Here is a 17390-nt window from a genome sequence, read left to right as displayed (position 1 = left end):
CGGTTCAGCCCGCCTGCGGGTCGCCCGGGGTGTAGGTGAGGTGCACGACCTGGCCGTCCTGGCCGGCCGGACCGAGGTCCTTGCCGTTGACGAACAGGTGCACGGCCCCGGCGTTGCCGATCACCAGGGTGATCTTCTTGGGGTCGGTGAAGGTCTGGTCCTGGCCGGCTTCCAGGTTGTTGGAGTACAGCGACTTGCCGTTGCCGTCCTTGGCGGTGACCCAGCTCTTGTCCGGTCCGGCGACCAGCTTGACGGTGACCTTGTCGGCGGGCGCGGCGGCGATCGCCGCGACGCTGTTCTCCGGGGCCGGCGGCTGCGCGGACGGGGAGCCGGCGGCCGGGGCGGAGACGCCGGAGGGCAGCGGGGCGCTGGCCGCGCCGGGCTGGTCGCCGCCGGAGGACGAGGAGCCGACCAGGTTGTAGCCGATCAGCGCGACCACGGCGAGGATCGCGACCACCATCGCGGCGGTCCAGTTCGGGCGGTTGTGGTCGCGGACCTTGATCGGGCCGGGGTCGACCAGCGGGCCGGCCGGCCGGGCCGGGGCGCCGCCGTGCTCGGCGTCGTAGCGGGCGACCAGCGCCTCGCCGTCCAGGCCGACCTCGCGGGCCAGCAGGCGCAGGTGGCCGCGGGCGTAGAAGGCGCCGCCGCAGCGCTCGAAGTCGTCGGACTCGACGGCGTGCACGATCGGCACCCGGATCCGGGTGCGGGTGCTGACCTGGTCGACCGTCAGGCCGGCGTCGATCCGGGCCTTGGCGAGCTGCCGCCCGATGCTCGGCCCGTCGGTGGTGGCACGACTCGACTCCTCGGCGGCAGCGGCGGCGGGCGCGGAGGAGTCGGGGGCGGAGCGGCGGGGGGACTTGCCGATGGTCACTGGGCACGCCTTTCGAGCGGAGGCCACCTGCTGAGGCACCAGTCTAGGGGTGGGGGCGGAACGTTTCTCAACCGGAGGGGGCCCGAACGTGCCACAGTCTCGCAACAGAAGTTGACGGGCGCTCACGGCGGTTCCCGGCCGTCCGGACGCCCGCCGCCTACCCCCGGAGGGTCAGCAGTACACCGTCCAGTTCGTCCGGTTTGACCAGCACGTCCCGGGCCTTGGAGCCCTCGCTGGGACCGACGATGCCGCGGGACTCCATCAGGTCCATCAGCCGGCCCGCCTTGGCGAAGCCGACCCGCAGCTTGCGCTGGAGCATCGAGGTCGACCCGAACTGGGTGGTGACCACCAGTTCGGCGGCCTGGATCAGCAGGTCGAGGTCGTCGCCGATCTCCTCGTCGATCTCCTTCTTCGGGCCGCCGCCGACCACCACGTCGTCCCGGTAGCGGGCGGTCAGCTGGTCCTTGCAGTGCTGGACGACCCTGGCGATCTCCGCCTCGGTGACGAAGGCGCCCTGCATCCGGACCGGCTTGGAGGCGCCCATCGGCAGGAACAGCGCGTCGCCCTTGCCGATCAGCTTCTCCGCGCCGGGCTGGTCGAGGATGACCCGGGAGTCGGCCATCGCCGAGGTGGCGAAGGCCAGCCGGGACGGCACGTTGGCCTTGATCAGGCCGGTGACCACGTCCACCGAGGGGCGCTGGGTGGCCAGCACCAGATGGATGCCGGCGGCCCGGGCGAGCTGGGTGATCCGGACCACCGAGTCCTCGACGTCGCGCGGGGCGACCATCATCAGGTCGGCCAGCTCGTCGACGATCACCAGCAGGTACGGGTAGGGCGCCAGCTCGCGCTCGCTGCCCAGCGGCGGCTGGACGGTGCCGGCCCGGACCGCGGCGTTGAAGTCGTCGACGTGCCGGAAGCCGTAGGCCGCCAGGTCGTCGTAGCGGGTGTCCATCTCGCGGACCACCCACTGGAGGGCCTCGGCGGCCTTCTTCGGGTTGGTGATGATCGGCGTGATCAGGTGCGGGATGCCCTCGTACGCGGTCAGCTCGACCCGCTTGGGGTCGACCAGCACCATCCGGACCTCGTCGGGGGTGGCGCGCACCAGCACCGAGGTGATCAGGCAGTTGATGCAGGAGGACTTGCCCGCGCCGGTGGCGCCGGCCACCAGGACGTGCGGCATCTTCGCCAGGTTGGCCATCACGGTGTGGCCCTCGACGTCCTTGCCCATGCCGACCACCATCGGGTGGGTGTCCTCGGCGGCGGTGCGCGAGCGCAGCAGGTCGCCGAGGGTGACCATCTCCCGGTCCCGGTTGGGGATCTCCACGCCGACCGCGGACTTGCCGGGGATCGGCGAGATGATCCGCACGTCGGGGGTGGCCACCGCGTAGGCGATGTTCTTCGCCAGCGCGGTGATCCGCTCGACCTTCACGGCGGGGCCGAGCTCGACCTCGTAGCGGGTCACCGTCGGGCCGCGGGTGAAGCCGGTGACCCGCGCGTCGACCTTGAACTCGGCGAACACGCCGCTGAGTTGCGCCACCACGTCGTCGTTGATCTGGGACCGGGCCTTGCCCGGGGCGCCGCGCTCCAGCAGGTCCAGCGCGGGCAGCGCGTAGCCGCCGTCGCCGGAGAGCCGGAGCTGCTCCATCCGGACCGGGGCCTCGCCGTGGCCCTCGGGGGCGTCGGCGGCCCGGGCCGCGGGCACCTCGGGCGTCCACGGCTCCTCCGGCGGGGCCGTGTTGTCCTTGACCTGGCCGACCATGCTGGCCACCGCGGGCGAGCCGGGGACGCCGTACAGCAGCGCGCCGTCCAGGTCGGCGGCGACGCCGGCCGCGAGGTCGCGGGTCTGGTACGGGTCCTTCTCGAAGGAGAGCGGCTCGGTGGGCTGCACGTCCCCGGCGTCGTCGCCCTTGCGGCGGCGGCGCCGGCGGCGGGCGGAGAGCTCGTCGTTCTCGACCGTGATCGGCAGCGCGTCCGGGTCGGCGTCCTCGGGCGGCGCGGTGGAGTACTCCCGCTCGGCGTCCGGGGCCGCGCCCTCCTCCAGGTCGCCGGGCAGCGGCTCGACCACGCCCAGGCGCACGCCGAGCTGCCGCAGCCGCTCGGGGATCCGGTTGACCGGGGTGGCGGTGACCACCAGCAGGCCGAAGAACGCGACCAGCAGCAGCAGCGGGACGGCCAGCGGCGGACCGGCCGCGGCCATCATCGGAGTGGACGCGGCCCAGCCGATCAGACCGCCGGCCTGCCGGATCTTGGTCGCCCCGGCGCCCATCGCGGGCCCGCCGCAGCCGATGTGCACCAGGCCCAGCACGCCGACCACCAGGGTGCTCAGGCCGATCGCGATCCGGCCGTTGGCCTCCGGCACCTCGGGGTGGCGCATCAGCCGGACGGCGAGGGCGCCGAACAGGAACGGCACCAGCACGTCGAGCCGGCCGAACAGGCCGGAGACCACGTTGGTGGCCGCCTCGCCGAGCCAGCCCTGCGGGCTGAACCACGTCCCCGCGGCGGTCACCAGGGCGAGCGCCAGCAGCAGCAGCGCCACGCCGTCCTTGCGGTGCTCGGGGTGCAGGTTGCGGGCGCCGTGGCCGAAGCCGCGGAACACCGCTCCCACCGAGTGCGCCAGGCCCAGCCAGAGCGCCCGGACGGCCCGGAAGAGTATCGGCCGCTTCGGCGGCGGCGGGGGCGCGGCGGCCGCCTTCTTGGCCGGGGCGGCCTTCTTCGCCGGAGCCTTCTTGGCGGGCGCGGCCTTCTTGGCCGGTGCCTTCTTGGCCGGTGCGTCCTTGCCCGGCGCGCCCTTGGCCGGCCCGGGCTTGCTGGTGCGTGCGGCGGCGCTTCCGGGCGTTCGTGTGGCCATGGGGGGCAGCCTACCGGCGCGCCCGGGCCGCGGACATGCGCGGGCGCACTTCGGCGGGTTGTGTCGCCGACGCGCCGTCAGCCGCCCGGGAATCACCCGGACGGATGACCCCGACGGTCCGTCAGCCGGCGCCGGGACGCAGCGCGTCGAGCGCCCCGCGCAGGCCGGCGATCTGCCGCTCCAGGTGTGCGGCGGTCGCCGCGGCCGGGCCGTCGGAGCCCGACTCCAGCTGCTTGGTGAGCGCCTCGGCCTGCTCCTCGACGGCGGCCAGCCGGGCCGACAGCTCGCCGAGCAGCGCCCCGCCGATGGCCGGCTCCGCACCCGCCTCCAGCTGCAGGCGCAGCAGCGCGGCCTGCTCCTTCAGCTGGGTGTTCTTCTGGTACAGGTCGACGAAGACGGAGACCTTGGCCCGCAGCACCCACGGGTCGAAGGGCTTGGAGATGTAGTCGACCGCACCGGCCGCGTAGCCGCGGAAGGTGTGGTGCGGACCGTGGTTGATCGCGGTCAGGAAGATGATCGGGATGTCCCTGGTCCGCTCCCGGCGCTTGATGTGCGCGGCGGTCTCGAAGCCGTCCATGCCGGGCATCTGCACGTCCAGCAGGATCACCGCGAAGTCGTCGGTGAGCAGGGCCTTGAGCGCCTCCTCGCCGGAGGCGGCGCGCACCAGGGTCTGGTCGAGCGCGGAGAGGATCGCCTCCAGGGCGAGCAGGTTCTCCGGACGGTCGTCGACCAGGAGGATCTTCGCCTTCTGCACCAGGACCCGCCCTCCTGCCGGTTGTTTCCCGAGGGCCGGCACCTTCGTACCGCCCATCACTGCCCCGGTCATGCTAGCCGTACCCCCTTGCCCGCCACAGGCCCGGTGCCGGGCGTCACCGTCCGGTCACTGTTGGCAACGAGCGGTGACCCTACCGGGTTCCCGCCCGCGGGTGCCAGCCGGAGCGGGCTCCCGCGGGTGGCGGTCACCTGACGGGCAGGTGTTGGCGCATCACCGCCAGCAGGTGGTCGGTCTCGACCGGCTTGGTGATGTGGTCGGTCGCGCCCGCCTGGAGGCTCTTCTCGCGGTCGCCCTTCATCGCCTTGGCGGTCAGCGCGATGATCGGCAGGCCGGAGAACCGGGGCATCCGGCGGATCTGCTCGGTGGTCGCGTAGCCGTCCAGCTCGGGCATCATGATGTCCATCAGCACCAGGGCGACGTCCTCGTGCTGTTCGAGCATCTCGATGCCCTCGCGGCCGTTCTCGGCGTACAGCACGGTCAGGCCGTACTGCTCCAGCACGCTGGTGAGGGCGAACACGTTGCGGATGTCGTCGTCGACGATCAGGACCCGCTCGCCGTCGAAGCGGGGCGGGGTGCCGCCGGTGCGGGTCGCCTCGCCCTGGCGCGGGACGGTCTCCTCGGCGGCGCGCGGGGTCTCCGCGGGGCGGCGGCGCTCGACGGTGGAGCGGCGGCGCTCCTCGACCAGGCCGCGGGCCTCCTGGGTCCACTGCTCGGCCGGGGTGCGGGAGGCTTCGAGGGCGCGCGGGGCGCCCGCGCGCTCCAGGGTGACCGGCTCGGGGCCCTCGCTGCGCAGCGGCAGGTAGAGGGTGAAGGCGGAGCCGCGGCCGATCTCGCTCTCGACGTGGATCTCGCCGCCCAGCAGCCGGGCGATCTCCCGGCTGATCGACAGGCCCAGGCCGGTGCCGCCGTACTTGCGGCTGGTGCCGCCGTCGGCCTGCTTGAACGCCTCGAAGATCTCCCGGAGCTTGTTGCCGGGGATGCCGATGCCGGTGTCGGAGACCGAGAAGGCGATCAGCGGCTCGTCCGGGTCGGCCATGGTGCCGGACTCCAGCAGCTGCTCGCGCACGTGCTGCGGGATCTCCTGGCCGGCCACCGGGCGGATCATCAGCTCGACCGCGCCGGCGTCGGTGAACTTCACCGCGTTGGAGAGCAGGTTGCGCAGCACCTGCTGGAGGCGCTGCTCGTCGGTGTGCAGGGTGGCCGGCAGGTCCGGGGAGACCCGGACCGCGAAGTCCAGGTTCTTCTCGGCGGCCAGCGGCCGGAACGCGGCCTCCACGTAGTCGACCAGCTGGACGAGGGCGATCCGGGCCGGGCGGACGTCCATCTTGCCCGCCTCGACCTTGGACAGGTCGAGGATGTCGTTGATCAGCTGGAGCAGGTCGCTGCCCGCGCCGTGGATGGTCTCGGCGAACTCCACCTGCTTGGCCGACAGGTTGCCCTCGTTGTTGTCGGAGAGCAGCTTGGCCAGGATCAGCAGCGAGTTGAGCGGGGTGCGCAGCTCGTGCGACATGTTGGCGAGGAACTCGCTCTTGTAGCGCGAGGCCAGCGCGAGCTGCTCGGCGCGCTCCTCCAGGATCTGCCGGGCCTCCTCGATCTCGCTGTTCTTGATCTCGATGTCGCGGTTCTGCTGGGCGAGTTGCTCGGCCTTCTCCTGCAGCTCCTCGTTGGTGCGCTCCAGCTCCTCCTGGCGGGCCTCCAGTTCGGCGGAGCGCATCGAGAGCTCGGCGGTGAGCCGCTGGGACTCCAGCAGCAGGCCCTCGGTCTTGGTGTTGACCGAGATGGTGTTGACGGTGACGCCGATCTGGTCGGCGATCTGGTTGAGGAAGTCCAGCGCGACGGTGGTGAAGCTGGAGAAGGTGGCGAGTTCGATCACGCCGAGCAGCCGGCCCTCGAACAGCACCGGCATCACCACCACGTGCGCCGGGGAGGACTCGCCGAGGCCGGAGGAGATCTTCAGGTAGCCGGGCGGGGTCTCCTTGAGCACGATCGGCCGCTTCTCCACGGCGGCCTGCCCGATCAGGCCCTCGCCGAGCCGGAAGGTGGTGGGCATGGTGCGCCGGTGGTAGCCGTAGCTGCCGATCAGGCGCAGCACGACGTCGTTCTCGTCGTCGTCCTCGGTGACGAGTTCGGCGGCCCGGCCGGCCGGCTGGGCGAGGAAGAAGGCGCCGTGCTGGGCGGAGACCACCGGGGTCAGCTCGCTCATGATCAGCGAGGCGACGGCGGACAGGTCGCGGCGGCCCTGCAGCAGGCCGGACATCCGGGCCAGGTTGGACTTGAGCCAGTCCTGCTCCTTGTTGGTGCGGGTGGTCTCGCGCAGGTTGGCGATCATCTGGTTGATGTTGTCCTTGAGCTCGTCGAGCTCGCCGGACGCGTCCACGTTGATCCGCGGCGACAGGTCGCCGCGGGTGACGGCGGTGGCGACCTGGGCGATCGCGCGCACCTGCCGGGTCAGGTTGTTGGCCAGCTCGTTCACCGACTCGGTGAGGTCCTGCCAGGTGCCGTCGACGCCGGGGACCCGGGCCTGGCCGCCGAGCCGGCCGTCGGTGCCGACCTCGCGGGCGACGCGGGTCACCTCGTCGGCGAACGCGGAGAGCTGGTCGACCATGGTGTTGATGCTGGTCTTGAGCTGGAGGATCTCGCCGCGGGCGTCAACGTCGATCTTCTGCGACAGGTCGCCCTTGGCGACCGCGGTGATCACCAGCGCGATGTTGCGGACCTGGCCGGTGAGGTTGTTGGCCATCAGGTTGACGTTCTCGGTCAGGTCCTTCCAGATCCCGGCGACGCCCGGCACGCTGGCCTGGCCGCCCAGGATGCCGTCGGTGCCGACCTCGCGGGCGACGCGGGTGACCTCGACGGCGAAGGCCGACAGCTGGTCGACCATGGTGTTCAGGGTGTCGGCGAGCGCGGCGACCTCGCCGGCCGCGTCGATGGCGATCTTCTTGGACAGGTCGCCGCGGGCCACCGCGGCGGCGACCTCGGCGATGTTGCGGACCTGGCTGGTCAGGTTGGACGCCATCAGGTTGACGTTGTCGGTCAGGTCCCGCCAGATGCCGGAGACGCCGGAGACCCGGGCCTGACCGCCCAGGATGCCGTCGGTGCCCACCTCGCGGGCGACGCGGGTCACCTCGTCGGCGAACGCGGACAGCTGCTCGACCATCGTGTTGACGGTGGTGACGAGCTCGCGGATCTCGCCCTTCGCATCGACGGTGATCTTCTTGGAGACGTCGCCGCGGGCCACCGCGGTGGTCACCTCGGCGATCGAACGCACCTGGCTGGTCAGGTTGTTGGCCATCAGGTTCACCGAGTTGGTGAGGTCCTTCCAGGTGCCGGAGACCCCGGGCACGCTGGCCTGGCCGCCGAGGATGCCCTCGGTGCCGACGTCCCGGGCGACCCGGGTGACCTCGTCCGCGAACGCCGACAGCTGGTCGACCATGGTGTTGATGGTGTTCTTCAGCTCCAGGATCTCGCCCCGGGCGTCGACCTGGATCTTCTGCGACAGGTCGCCCTTGGCGACCGCGGTGGTGACCTGCGCGATGCCGCGGACCTGGCTGGTCAGGTTGTTCGCCATCGAGTTGACGTTCTCGGTGAGGTCCTTCCAGACCCCGGCCACGCCCGGCACCTGCGCCTGGCCGCCGAGGATGCCCTCGGTGCCGACCGCGCGCGCCACCCGGGTCACCTGCTCGGCGAAGCCGGAGAGCTGGTCGACCATGGTGTTGATGGTGTTCTTCAGCTCCAGGATCTCGCCCCGGGCGTCGACCTCGATCTTGCGCGAGAGGTCGCCCTTGGCGACCGCGGTGGTCACCTCGGCGATGTTGCGGACCTGCGCGGTCAGGTTGGCCGCCATGAAGTTCACCGAGTCGGTCAGGTCGCGCCACACGCCGGCCACGCCCGACACCTGCGCCTGGCCGCCCAGGCGGCCCTCGGTGCCCACGTCGCGGGCCACCGTGGTGACCTGCGCGGCGAACGAGTTGAGCTGGTCGACCATCGTGTTGACGGTGTTCTTCAGCTCCAGCATCTCGCCGTCGACGTCCACCGTGACCTTGCGCGACAGGTCGCCGCGGGCCACCGCGGTGGTCACCTCGGCGATGTTGCGGACCTGCGCGGTCAGCCGCCCGGCCATGGTGTTGACCGAGTCCGACAGGTCCTTCCAGGAGCCGGAGACGCTGCGCACCCGGGCCTGGCCGCCCAGCTTGCCCTCGGTGCCGACCTCGATCGCCACCCGGGTCACCTCGTCGGTGAACTCGGACAGCTGGTCGACCAGGCCGTTGACGGTCCGGCCGACCTTCAGGAACTCGCCGCGCAGCGGGTAGCTCGCCCCGGTGGTGTGCAGCGAGCGCAGTTCCATGGTCTGGGTCAGGTCGCCCTCGGCGATCGAGGACAGCACCCGGCCGACCTCGGCCATCGGCCGCGCCAGGTCGTCGATCAGCGCGTTGCAGTTGTCGACCGCGGCCATCCAGGCGCCCTCGCCGACGCCGGTCTCCAGCCGCTCGGACAGCCGGCCCTCGCGGCCCACCGCCCGCCGCACCCGGGCCAGTTCACCGGTGAGGTGCTGGTTGCGCTCGGCGACCTCGTTGAACACCGCGGCGATCTCCGCCAGCAGGCCGTCGCCCGGGAAGGTCAGCCGGCGGCGGAAGTTGCCGTCGCGCATCGCGGTCAGCGCGGTCAGCAGCTTGCGCAGCTCCGCCGGCTCGGCCCCGCGCCCCGGGTTCGGGCGCCGCCCGCCGCCGGCCCGCGACGGGGGCACCGGGCGGGCACCGCGCGCAGCGGCGGTCGTCGTTCCGGACACGTCCTTGGTCGCCGAACTCAACGGGGCCCTCCCAGGTCCTGACTCGGTTCACCGCCGCGGGAGGACCGGCGTCCGGCCTTCGCTCCCGCGCCGTCCCTGTCGACCGTACTGCGGCCGTGACGGCACGCGGACCCCCCAGTGTGACAGCACTGGCACCCGGTGTCGGACCGGTTGCGGAGGGTTTTCCCGGCGACCAGGGAAAGTGGTGAACGAAATCACCCCCAGGGACCTGTTTCGGCGCCCCGGCCCCACTGGGTACCAACCGGAAAGTAGGGTGGAGGGCCGCACCGGACCCGGGCGACCCCGCCCCGGGACCGCCGCACCGCCCCGACCTCCCGTCGGACCAGCAAGCAGAGACCAGCAGCAGAGGAGACGTGGCCGTGGTCACCGCGCGCGCAGCCGCCACCTTCGAACCGGTCGACCGGTCGGCCGCCGCGGCCCGCGGCTTCGTCCGGGACGCCCTGCTCGGGTGGGGCGTGCCCGAGGTGGTGGACGACGCCGTGGTGCTGGTCAGCGAACTGGTCACCAACGCGGTGGTGCACGCCGGGACGGCCGCCGAGGTGGTCTGCCTGCGCGAGGAGGACACCGTCCGGATCGAGGTCAGCGACCGGCACCCGGAGCGCGGCCTGCCCTCCTTCGCCAACGTGACGATGAACTCCGAGCGGTACGCCGACCCGGACGGCGAGGGCGGCCGCGGCCTGCTGATGTGCTCGGCGCTGTCCAGCAGTTGGGGCGTGGAGTACGCGGCCGGCCGCAAGACCGTCTGGTTCCGCCTCGCCCTGCCCGAGCAGCGCCCCGGCACCCGGTACGCGCTGCCCAGCCTGCCCGGCGGCGAACTCCCGGCCGCGGACGGCCCGGTGCGGGTCGCCGTGGTGCAGCTCGACGACCACGGGCGGGTCCGGCACTGGAACGCCGACGCCGAGTCGCTCTTCCACCGCCCCGCGGACGCCGTGTTCGGCCGCCCCTGGGCCGAACTGGCCGTCTGGCCGCAGACCCCCGGCCTCGGCCTCGGCGACACCCTGCGCCTGGCCCGCTGGGAGGGCTCGTACGCGGTGCGCGGCGGCGACGGCGCGGTGCAGGAGGTGTACGGCACCCACGTGCGGCTGCGCGACAGCTCCGGCACCCCGACGGTGGCGTGCCTGCTGGTCCGCGAGGCCGACCGCGCGGTGCTGCGCACCCCCGGCACCCCGGGCAGCGCCGTGGAGGGCGCCGCCACCGCCGTCGAGCCGCTGGACCTGCTGGTCGGCCCGGTCTCCCCCGACGACCTGTCCAGCCTGCTGCAGCGGATCGTCGAGCGCGCCCGCGACCTGCTCGACGCCGACGCCGCCTACCTGCTGCTCACCAGCGAGGACGAGACCGAGTTCGAGCTGCGCGCCGCCACCGGCCTGGCCGGCCCGTCCCGGCGCTTCTCCCGGCTGCCGGTGGACGCCGGCGCGGGCCGCTTCGACTCGGCCCGGCTGCCCGCCGTGCACGAGGACCTGGCGGTCCGCCCGACCGGCGCCGCCCCGCTGCTCGACGGCACCGACCTGCGCTCGCTGATCACCGTCCCGCTCAAGGTCGAGGGCCGGCTGACCGGCTCGCTCGGGGTGGCCGCGGCCGCCCCCGGCCGCTACGACAACGAGGACGCGCTGCGGCTGCAGTTCGCCGCCGACCGGATCGCGCTGGCCCTGGAGAGCGCCCGGCTGAGCGAGCTGGAACGGCTGCGCCGCGGCTCGCTGTCCTTCCTGGTGGAGGCGTCCGACCTGCTGGCCGGCACCCTGGAGCACGAGCAGACGCTCGCCCTGATGGCGCAGATGGCCGTCCCCACGCTCTCCTCCTGGTGCGCCGTCTACACCACGCCGGACCAGGCGCCCGGCGCCGAACTCGCCTTCGTGCTGCACGAGGACGAGGACCGGATCGACGCGCTGCGCGCCCTGCTCGACAAGACCCCCGCCCCGGAGGCGGAGCCCAGCCCGGGCGCCCGCCCGTGGGACGCCCCCGCCGAGACCGCCCGGGCGCTCGGCCACCCGGTCGGCCCGGAGCTCGGCGAGACGGTGGTCATGCCGCTGTCCGCCCGCAACCGGGTGATCGGCCTGCTGGTGCTCGGCACCCGGCGCGGCGTCCGGTTCCGCCAGGAGATCCTGGAGCTCGGCGAGGACCTCTCCCGCCGGGCCGCCCTGGCGCTGGACAACTCCCGCCTGTACTCCGAGCGCACCGCCACCAGCCAGGCGTTCCAGCGCGCCCTGCTGCCCCCGGAGCTGCCGAAGATCCCGGGCGTCGAGGTGGAGGTCTTCTACCAGGCCGCGGGCGAGGGCAACGAGGTCGGTGGCGACTTCTACGACCTGTTCCCGATCCGCGAGGGCACCTACGGCTTCGCGATCGGCGACGTCTGCGGCACCGGCCCGGAGGCCGCCTCGGTCACCGGCCTGGCCCGCAACTCGCTGCGCCTGCTGGCCCGCGAGGGCCTCGACGCCCCGCAGGTCCTCACCCGGCTGAACGCGGCGATCCTGGACGAGGGCAGCCGGGCCCGCTTCCTCACCCTGCTGTACGGCGAGCTGACGCCCCGCGCGGACGGCTCGACCGTGCTGTCGCTGGTCTGCGCCGGCCACCCGCTGCCGCTGCGGCTGCGCACCGACGGGCAGGTCGACCAGGCCGCCTCGCCGCAGCCGCTGCTCGGGGTGATGGACGAACTCGACCTCACCGCCGAGGAGTTGGTGCTCGCTCCGGGCGAGGTGCTGCTGTGCGTGACGGACGGCGTGACCGAGCGCCGGGAGGGCCGCCGGATGCTCGGCGACGACGGCCTGGTCGAGGTGCTGACCGGCTGCGCGGGCCTGACCGCGGGCGCGGTCGCGGCCCGGGTGCACCGGGCGGTGGAGCGCTTCGCGCCCGAGCCGCCGTCCGACGACATGGCGATCCTGACGCTGCGCATCCCGACCCAGCGTCAGAACTGACCGGACCCCGGACCCGAACTGGTCACGGTTTGCTCACACTTGCTCATCCTGCGTGATTCACAAGGGTACAAAACCGGGGCGCCGGGTACACCGTAAGCACCGGGGGCTTCCACCCCGGAGGGCACGACCAGCGGCCGAGCCGCCGGTTCTCTCCTTCGCCGCAGCCGCCGCACCCCCTCTCCGGTGCGCCCACGACCCGGCACCTGGCACCACCTCTTCGCACACCCACTTTTCACCGTGATCTCGCCATGCCCTGGCGCAGAGTGAAAGGAGCCTCCGGTGAGCAATGAAGCCTCCGGGGCGAACGCCCGATCCGCTGACGCGGGTCCGCTCGGATACCTGGCCCTCGGTCTGACTCTGCTGGCGTACGGCCTGCTCGGCACGGGTGTCCTCAGCGGCACCTCGGCCGGCGGCGCCTCCACGCTGGCCAACCTGGTCGGCGGCGTGACGCTGTTCGTCGCCGGCCTCTGGCAGTTCCGCGGCGGCGACCGCTTCAGCGGCACCGCGTTCACCGCCCTGGGCGCCTTCTGGGCGACCTGGGCCGCCGCCGGCCCGGCCGGCAAGAACACCGCGGGCCTGTTCCTGCTGCTGTGGGCGCTGCTGGCGCTCACCCTGACGGCCGCCTCCTGGGGCGGCGGCCTGCTCACCCGCGCGGTGTACGGCCTGCTGACCGTCTCCCTGGTGCTCAGCGCCATCGGGGCGTTCGGCGACGCCTCCGGCTGGGGCAAGGTCGGCGGCTGGGTCGCCGCCGTGGCCGGCCTGGCCGCCTGGTACTCGGCCACCGCCGAACTGACCGGCGGCCGTTGGGGCCGGGTCGCCCTGCCGGTCAGGTAAGCGCACCGCCGCACCACCGCACCACCGCTCGTCGCTCGTCGCTCGTCCCGGAGCCCGGACGCCACCCCCACGGCGCCCGGGCTCCGGCATGTCCGCAGGTCAACCCCCGCTTGTGATAACCCACTTGACAGGACTGACGGACCTTCAGTTCCATAGTGCTAGGAACCTAGATAAATGAGGTTGCGGTGATCGAGTTCCACATCGAGCCCCGGTCCGGCGTCGCCCCCTACCTGCAACTGGTCCACCAGGTGCGGCAGGCGCTGCGGCTGGGCCTGCTGTCCGAGGGGGACCGGCTGCCCAAGGTCAAGGAGGTCGCGGCCAAGGTCGCGATCAACCCCAACACCGTGCTCAAGGCGTACCGCCAACTGGAGAACGAGGGCCTGGTCTCCCCCAAGCCCGGCGTCGGCACCTTCGTCAGCGGCACCCTCGGCGCCCCCGCCGTCTCCGAACACGAGCCGCTGCGAAGGGAGTTGAGCCGCTGGCTGGCCACCGCCCGGGCCGCCGGGCTGGACGAGGAGTCCATCGAGGCGCTGTTCCGCCAGACCGTCCGAAGTCCCACCGAAGAGGAGCGATGACCGCGATCGTCGAAACCCGGGCGCTGCACAAGCGCTACGGCCGCCGCCAGGCGCTCACCGACTGCACCCTGAGCGTCCCCGCCGGACGCGTCGTCGGCCTGGTCGGCCCGAACGGCGCCGGCAAGTCCACCCTGCTGCAACTCGCCTGCGGCCTGCTCACCCGGGTCGGCTTCGTCGCCCAGGAGCACGCCGCGCTCTCGGTCGCCGACCACCTGCGGCTGGGCGCCCGGCTCAACCTCCGCTGGGACGCCGCCCTGGCCGAACGCCGCGTCCGGCAGGCTCGAAGTCAGCGCAGATGCTCCGCATAGTCTCTTCGGGCCAGGCTAGGCCGGGCCGGGTCTGGTGGCGGTCAGCGGTCACTCTGTGGCGATATTGCGTCGCGAAGGCCGGGTGTGCGGGCGGGTGTTGACGGGTCGGGTCGTTGCGGTGTCCTGTCGTGGGTCGGGGGGCTACGGTGTCGTTGTGCAGCTCAGGTACTCCTTCCGCGTCTACCCGACCGCCGGTCAGTGCTCGGCGCTGGCGAGGGCGTTCGGGTGTGCGAGGGTGGTGTACAACGATGCCTTGCGCGCTCGGGAGGACGCCCGCACCGCCGGGCTGCCGTTCCCGAAGACCGGCGACCTGTCGAAGGCGCTGATCACCGGGGCGAAGAGGACCCCGGAACGCGCCTGGCTGGGCGAGGTGTCGGCCGTCGTGCTCCAGCAGTCCCTGCGGGACCTGGAGGCCGCGTACCGGAACTTCTTCGACGGGTTGAAGGGCAAGCGGCCCCGCACGGGGGCGCCGCGCTTCAAGTCCCGCAAGGACACCCGGCAGGCCGTGCGCTTCACCGCCAACGCCCGATGGTCGATCACGCCGGGCGGGAAGTTGCGCCTGCCGAAGATCGGCGACCTGACGGTGAAGTGGTCCCGCACCCTGCCCTCGACGCCGTCCACGGTGACGGTCGTGAAGGACTCGGCGGGCCGGTACTTCGCGAGCTTCGTCATCGAGAGCGACCCCGCCGGCGACCTGGCCCGCATGCCCGACACCGACACCGTGGTCGGCATCGACCTCGGGCTGACGCACTTCGCGGTCCTCTCCGACGGCACGAAGATCGACAGCCCCCGCTTCCTGCGCCGCGCCGAGAAGAAGCTCAAGCGCACGCAGCAGGCCCTGGCCCGCAAGGCCAAGGGGTCGAAGAACCGTGACAAGGCCCGTATCAGGGTCGCCCGCGCACACGCGCGGGTGGCCGACGCGCGGCACGAGTTCCACCACCGGCTCTCCACGAAGGTCGTCCGCGACAACCAAGCGGTGGCAGTGGAAGACCTGGCGGTCAAGGCACTTGCGCGCACGCGCATGGCCAAGTCGGTGCACGACGCCGGATGGTCGCGGTTCGTGGCCATGCTGGAGTACAAGGCCGCACGCTACGGGCGGCAGTTCATCCGGATCGGACGCTTCGAACCCACCTCCCAGGTGTGCTCGCACTGCGGCGTCAAGGACGGCCCCAAGCCCCTGCACGTCCGCGAGTGGACGTGCAGGGCGTGCGGGGCCGTCCTCGACCGGGACGTCAACGCGGCGGTCAACGTCGCCAAGGCCGCCGGACTGGCGGTGACAGCCTGTCGAGCGCAGGTCAGACGGGCACCCGTGCCCGCACCGCGCGAAGAAGCAGGAACCCACCCGAAGCACCCCACCCCACCGGTGCGGGAGCAGACGGGAATCCCCAGCCCCTAGGCCAGGGAGGATGTCAATGTCTGCGTCCGGAGGGGAACGCATGGGTCACTGGCTGGTCGGCACGGAATCACTCACCGCGTGCCGTTTCGCGCTCTCACCCCTGGTCGAGACGGTCGCCGCGGTCGGCGTCCTCGCCGAGATCCGGCCCGAGCCCTGGCGCCGCGGCTGGCTCGCCGACCACCAACCCGCCTTCCGGGCCCGCCTCGCGGCCACCCCGCAGGCCACCCCCTGGCTGACCGCCCGCGAACCCGCCGACTGGCCCGCCGCCCTCCCCCTGCCCGCGCCGGACCCGGACGCCGATCCCCACCTGCTCGACCTCCCCGCCGCCGACCTGCCCCCCGCGCTCGCCGAACTCCTCGACTGGACGTGGCAGCACGTCGTCCGCCCCGAATGGCCCGCCCGCCTGCGCACCCTGCACACCGACCTCACCACCCGCCGGGAACGCGCCGCACGGCACGGCTGGCCCGCCGCCCTCCCCCACCTCGGCCCCCAGCACCGCTGGCTCCCCGACGGCCGCCTCCGCCTCACCGCCCCCGCCCTCCCCCCGCACCAGCCACCCGCCCCCGAGCTGCTGTTCGTCCCGACCAGCGCCCGCCACGGCTGGCTCCGCCCGGACGAGTCGCACACCCGCCTCACCGTCGTCTACCCGACCTCCGCCGCGCCCGTCCCCGGCCCCCGCACCCCGCCCGCCAGCCTGGGCCGCCTGCTCGGCGGCGCCCGCGCCGCCCTGCTGACCGGCCTCGACCGGCCGCGCGACACCACCCAGTTGGCCGCCCTCACCGGCCTCGGCCCGGCCGCCGTCGACGACCACCTCAGCGTCCTGCTCGACGCCCGCCTGGTCGCCGGCACCAGCACGCCCGGCCGCTACTACCGCACCGCCCTCGCCGAGGCCCTGCTCTCCGCCCAGCCCGGCTGACGGCGCCGGGGAACGCCGAGAACGCCGAGAACGCCGACGGCGGCCCCGGAACCCCCGTCCCCGGACCGCCGCCACTCCCGGGAGCCGGGTGCCCGCTCAGCCCTGCTGCACCGCGCTGCGCTCCCGCTGCTCCCCCGGCTCCTCCGCCACCGCCCGGGGCCCCTCGTCCTCCCGCTGCCGCCAGCCCGACACCGCAGCCTGCACCAGGTACACGGTCAGCAGGATCACCACCGCGACCAGGCCGTCGGCCCAGAAGTGGTTCGCCGTCACCACCACCACCCACACCGTCACCACCGGGTGCAGCGCCATCAGCCACCGCCACGGCCCGCGCGCCACCGAGACCACCGCCACCGCCGCGATCACGCACCACGCCACGTGCACCGACGGCATCGCCGACAGCTGGTCCGCGACCACCCCCGCCACCGCGTTGCCGTACACCGACTGCCCGTACTGCTCCGCCAGGTCGACGAACCCGTTCCCCGGCAGCATCCGCGGCGGCGCCACCGGAATGAACTGGATCAGCAGGCACACCGCGGTCGTCGCCACCACCGTGGTCCGCACCCACGCGTACCGCGCCCGGTGCCGCAGGAACAGCCAGAGCAGCACCACCAGCATCACGCCGAAGTGCATCGTCGCGTAGTAGTAGTTCGCCCCCTGCACCAGCCACGGGTGCCCCACCACCGCCCGCTGCCAGGACGCCTCGTCCGGCAGCCCGAGCTCCCCCTCCGTCCGGTGGATCCACTCCGCCCGCTCCAGCGCGTGGTCCGTGCCCATCAACGAGAGGTGCCCCACCACCTGCCACAGCGCGAACAGCGCCAGCAGCGTCCCCGCCTCCCGCAGCGCGTCCGCCACCGTCCCCGCCCGACGCCGCCGCACCTCCCCGCCGGCCCGCCGGGCCACCCCCCTCCTGACGGCGAACGCCGCAGCGTACAGCGCCGCGGAGGCACCGGCCGAGGTTTGCCACGTCAACGTCAGGTTCTGCATTGGCGCAGGCTACCCGGCCCGCCCCGGGAATGCGAAAAAGCCCCCCGACGTCCCGTCGGGGGGCTTTCCCACAATGATTGTTCGGCGGCGTCCTACTCTCCCACAGGGTCCCCCCTGCAGTACCATCGGCGCTGTGAGGCTTAGCTTCCGGGTTCGGAATGTAACCG

The 17390-nt window shown here is 73.0% G+C and carries 10 protein-coding genes, 1 rRNA gene and 1 pseudogene; 6 read left to right on the top strand and 6 right to left on the bottom strand.

The features are described 5' to 3' along the window. Positions 1 to 4: 4 nt before the first annotated feature. From ACWEO5_RS15945 to ACWEO5_RS15930, 4 genes are all read right to left on the bottom strand, one after another. Positions 5 to 871, bottom strand: coding sequence for a helix-turn-helix domain-containing protein (locus ACWEO5_RS15945; protein ID WP_452162953.1), 867 nt, complete (start codon positions 869 to 871; stop codon positions 5 to 7). Positions 872 to 1028: 157 nt separating this feature from the next. Further along, the gene (locus ACWEO5_RS15940) at positions 1029 to 3719 is read right to left on the bottom strand and encodes a DNA translocase FtsK (RefSeq protein WP_452162952.1); all 2691 of its coding nucleotides are present in this window, start codon (positions 3717 to 3719) and stop codon (positions 1029 to 1031) included. Between the two features lie 121 nt (positions 3720 to 3840). After that, complete coding sequence (locus tag ACWEO5_RS15935) at positions 3841 to 4476, bottom strand: response regulator (protein WP_344552704.1); 636 nt, start codon at positions 4474 to 4476, stop codon at positions 3841 to 3843. 202 nt (positions 4477 to 4678) lie between these two features. After that, positions 4679 to 9142, bottom strand: a complete 4464-nt coding sequence (locus tag ACWEO5_RS15930; protein WP_452162972.1) for a HAMP domain-containing protein — start codon at positions 9140 to 9142, stop codon at positions 4679 to 4681. A 518-nt stretch (positions 9143 to 9660) separates the two neighbouring features. Between ACWEO5_RS15930 and ACWEO5_RS15925 the strand changes: the two genes are divergently transcribed. The 6 genes and pseudogenes from ACWEO5_RS15925 to ACWEO5_RS15900 all read left to right on the top strand — a co-directional run bounded on the left by ACWEO5_RS15925 (position 9661) and on the right by ACWEO5_RS15900 (position 16239). Then, positions 9661 to 12210, top strand: a complete 2550-nt coding sequence (locus tag ACWEO5_RS15925; RefSeq protein WP_452162951.1) for a SpoIIE family protein phosphatase — start codon at positions 9661 to 9663, stop codon at positions 12208 to 12210. Between the two features lie 279 nt (positions 12211 to 12489). Then, the gene (locus tag ACWEO5_RS15920) at positions 12490 to 13044 is read left to right on the top strand and encodes an acetate uptake transporter (RefSeq protein ID WP_344552690.1); all 555 of its coding nucleotides are present in this window, start codon (positions 12490 to 12492) and stop codon (positions 13042 to 13044) included. Positions 13045 to 13229: 185 nt separating this feature from the next. Continuing rightward, the gene (locus ACWEO5_RS15915; protein WP_452162950.1) at positions 13230 to 13619 is read left to right on the top strand and encodes a GntR family transcriptional regulator; all 390 of its coding nucleotides are present in this window, start codon (positions 13230 to 13232) and stop codon (positions 13617 to 13619) included. Further along, a pseudogene (locus ACWEO5_RS15910) lies at positions 13616 to 13897 on the top strand (ATP-binding cassette domain-containing protein); the annotation flags it as partial. The gene ACWEO5_RS15915 and the pseudogene ACWEO5_RS15910, both read left to right, overlap by 4 nt. A gap of 184 nt (positions 13898 to 14081) precedes the next feature. Further along, positions 14082 to 15323 carry an RNA-guided endonuclease InsQ/TnpB family protein gene (locus ACWEO5_RS15905; protein WP_452162949.1) on the top strand — a complete coding sequence of 414 codons (1242 nt, stop codon included), beginning with the start codon at positions 14082 to 14084 and terminating at the stop codon, positions 15321 to 15323. A gap of 40 nt (positions 15324 to 15363) precedes the next feature. Beyond that, on the top strand, positions 15364 to 16239 hold the full coding sequence (locus ACWEO5_RS15900; protein ID WP_452162948.1) for an ArsR family transcriptional regulator: 876 nt from the start codon (positions 15364 to 15366) through the stop codon (positions 16237 to 16239). Between the two features lie 96 nt (positions 16240 to 16335). Here ACWEO5_RS15900 and ACWEO5_RS15895 read toward each other — a convergent pair whose 3' ends face one another. Continuing rightward, positions 16336 to 17223: a phosphatase PAP2 family protein gene (locus tag ACWEO5_RS15895; protein ID WP_452162947.1), complete on the bottom strand. Its 888-nt coding sequence runs from the start codon at positions 17221 to 17223 to the stop codon at positions 16336 to 16338. Between the two features lie 79 nt (positions 17224 to 17302). After that, positions 17303 to 17390 (bottom strand): 5S ribosomal RNA (gene rrf, locus ACWEO5_RS15890); the annotation flags it as partial.

Source organism: Kitasatospora sp. NPDC004272, from assembly GCF_053603035.1.
Note: the sequence above shows the minus strand (reverse complement) of the source record. Positions and strands in the feature narration are given on the sequence as shown.